The sequence below is a fragment of the Arthrobacter sp. JCM 19049 genome, from assembly GCF_001310435.1.
The window spans coordinates 1-3,116 of record NZ_BAXF01000252.1; the positions used below are offsets into that span (position 1 = coordinate 1).

The following is a 3,116-nucleotide window of genomic DNA, read 5'->3' on the forward strand; positions in this document are numbered from 1 at the left end:
AGCGAGGCGATCACGTCGCCACCCAGGCCGCCGGCGCCGACCATGCCGGCGATCACGACCATGGACAGGGCCAGCATGATGACCTGGTTGACCCCGGCCATGATGGTAGGCAGCGCCAACGGCAGCTCGATCTGGCGCATGATGCGCCCGGGGGAGGAGCCGAAGGCCTGACCGGCCTCCACCACTTCCTTGTCCACCGAGCGGATGCCCAGTTCGGTGAAGCGCACGCCCGGGGCCAGGGCGAAGATGATGGTGGCCACGATGCCCGGGGCCACCCCGACGCGGAAGAGCATCAGCGCCGGGATCAGGTACACGAACGCCGGCATGGTCTGCAGGAAGTCCAGCACCGGGCGGATCACGTTGGAGAACGCGTGGGACTTGGCCGCCCAGATGCCCAGCGGCAGTGCGATCACCAGCGCCAGAACGTGGCCACCAGCACCAGGGCCAGGGTGACCATGGCGTTGGACCACTGGTCCATGGCCACGATCAGCAGCAGCCCGATCACCGAGCCGAGCATGAACTGCCAGCCGCGGGCCAGCAGCGCGATCAGCGCCACGATGATGGTGATGACCCAGAACGGGGGAGTGGAGAGCACCACTTCCACCGCGTCATACATTTCCACGAAGATCGCGCGCAGCACCCGGAACAGTCCGTCCAGGTTCTTCACGATCCAGTCAACGCCGTCCTCGGCCACGTCTCCGATGGGGATACGGAATTCCACTAGTTCACCTCCGGGCTGCTCATCAGCGCTTGTTCAACCACATCGCTGGGCAGCGGCTTGTCCAGGATCGTCATCTCCTCGGTGGGCGGGTTGGTCTGGGCCAGGGCGGCCAGCAGGGTCACCCGCGGGATCACCCCGAGCAGCCGGTGCTCGGCGTCGGTGACCGCCACCGGCAGCCGGGATTCGACCGAGGGGACGAACAGGTCCACCAGCGGGGTGTCCCGGTCCACGGTCTCCAGCTTCTGGATCTTGGCCTCGATCGAGCTTTCCCCGGCGCGCACCAGCTTGAGCGCATCACGGTCGGTGATCATCCCCAGCACCTTCCGGTCCCGGCCGGTGACGATCGCGGCGGAGAGGAACTGGTCGCGCATGGTGCGCAGCGCCGAGCGCGGTCCGGCGTTGGCCTGGATCACCGCGCGGGTCGGCTCCATCACTGAGGAGGCGGTCAGCACCCGGGCGCGGTCCACGTCCTGCACGAACTGGGCCACGTAGTCGTTGGCCGGGTCGGTGAGGATCTCCTCGGGGGTGCCCACCTGCACGATCTGCCCGTCGCGCATCACCGCGATCCGGTCCCCGAGGAACATGGCCTCGTTCAGGTCGTGGGTGATGAACACGATGGTCTTGTTCAAGGTGGCCTGCAGCTCGACCAGCTGTTCCTGCATTTCGCGGCGGATCAACGGGTCCAGGGCCGAGAAGGCCTCATCCATCAGCAGCAGGTCGGTGTCGGCCGCCAGTGCGCGGGCGATGCCCACACGCTGCTGCATGCCGCCGGAGAGCTCCGAGGGCATCTTCTCGCCCCAGCCATCCAGGCCCACCATCTTCAGCATCTTCGCGGCCGAGGCCAAGCGTTCGCTCTTGCCCACGCCCTGCTGTTCCAGCGGGTAGGCCACGTTCTCCAGCACGGTGCGGTGCGGCAGCAGCGCGAAGTGCTGGAAGACCATCGAGACCCGCTTGCGGCGCACCTCACGCAGGTGCTTGGCCGAAATCCCGGTGATCTTGTCCCCGCCCAGGCTCACGGTGCCGTCGGTGGCATCCCACAAACCGTTCAGGGTGCGGATCAGGGTCGATTTGCCGGAGCCCGAAAGGCCCATGACAACAAAGATTTCGCCTTCCTTGACTTCGAAGGAGGCATCGATGACAGCCGCGGTCGTGTGGGAGGGCAATTGATCCCTCGTCGAGCCAGCTTTAAGCTTTTTGACCGCTTCTTTCGGTTTACGGCCGAAGACCTTGTACAGGTTCTCGACCTTCACGGCGATATTGGTGGTCATGTTCTCCACTGCCCGCCTGGCGCCCATCAGGCGTCACGGCTGGTAGCGGGCCGCAGGATTTTGGCGCCCGACAACGTGCCCGGCGGAACTGAAAAATGCGAGTGTTCATCCTGACTGACGCGGCCCAAATCAGTAACTTCTGGACCGCGTATGGCCCTTGGTTTCCTTGCTGGCGGTCGTGTCGGACGCGTCGCCGCCAATAACCGAGCGTAACAAGATCAAACGAAAAAGCACACTTTGACCGGCACCATTCCCCTCGAAATATGTCCAAGTGTAAGCACGCTTTTCCGCAGAATGACGCGGCAAAAGAGGTTGTTATGGAAATGTTATGGATCACTATCACAACCGGTTGCCTTCGCAATCGGGGGAGGGTACCCACGCACATACTGGTCACATGGTTTCCCACTTCACCGGCAGGGGGCAGACATGGACAATCACAACCAGCGGCTGGGGGTGCGAGGGGAGAGCATTGCGGCGGCCTTTTTGGCCAGTCGAGGCCACGAGGTCGTGGCGCGGAATTGGCGCTGCCAGCGGGGCGAATTGGACCTGGTGACCCGAGGTGGTGGACACATAATGGCCGTCGAAGTCAAAACTCGAACCAACGACAAATTCGGCAGCGCTTTTGACGCAATTTCCCGACAAAAGTACGAGCGAATCCAGCGCCTATTACTCGAATGGTCGAGGGAAAAGCGAATATGGTTGCCCGAACTAAGGGTGGATGTGATCTGCATTTACCCCGAGCCCGGCGGCTGGCGGATCGAGCACCACCAGCGGGTGGCGTCATGACGCTGGCACGCACGCGCTGCGTGGCCCTGGGCCGGGCTGGGTGGCGCCATGGTGGAGGTCGAGGCGGATCTGGGCAACGGCATCCCGGGCTTCGTGATCCTGGGGCTGCCCGACGCGGCGCTGCGCGAGGCCCGCGAACGGATCAAGCCGCGGCCCGCAACACCGGCATCGCACTGGCGAACCGGAAACTGACCGTGAACCTGTCCCCGGCCACCATGCACAAGCAGGCTCCGGCTTCGACCTGGCCATCGTGCTCGCCGCGCTGAGCGCTGACCGGCAGATCAGCGCCTGCCCGCACACCGTATACCTGGCCGAACTCGGACTGGATGGAACCCTGCGCC

The 3,116-nt window shown here is 64.4% G+C and carries 2 protein-coding genes and 2 pseudogenes; 2 read left to right on the forward strand and 2 right to left on the reverse strand.

Annotated elements, in window-relative coordinates:
- Positions 1-721, reverse strand: a pseudogene (locus JCM19049_RS20140) (ABC transporter permease); the annotation flags it as partial.
- Positions 721-1,989: a glycine betaine/L-proline ABC transporter ATP-binding protein gene (locus tag JCM19049_RS10465; RefSeq protein WP_054821561.1), complete on the reverse strand. Its 1,269-nt coding sequence runs from the start codon at positions 1,987-1,989 to the stop codon at positions 721-723. The pseudogene JCM19049_RS20140 and the gene JCM19049_RS10465, both read right to left, overlap by 1 nt.
- A gap of 426 nt (positions 1,990-2,415) precedes the next feature.
- Here JCM19049_RS10465 and JCM19049_RS10470 point away from each other — a divergent pair, with 426 nt between their 5' ends.
- Together JCM19049_RS10470 and JCM19049_RS20145 are read left to right on the forward strand one after the other, a co-directional pair.
- Positions 2,416-2,775 carry a YraN family protein gene (locus JCM19049_RS10470; protein WP_054821560.1) on the forward strand — a complete coding sequence of 120 codons (360 nt, stop codon included), beginning with the start codon at positions 2,416-2,418 and terminating at the stop codon, positions 2,773-2,775.
- Positions 2,772-3,116, forward strand: a pseudogene (locus JCM19049_RS20145) (magnesium chelatase domain-containing protein); the annotation flags it as partial. The gene JCM19049_RS10470 and the pseudogene JCM19049_RS20145, both read left to right, overlap by 4 nt.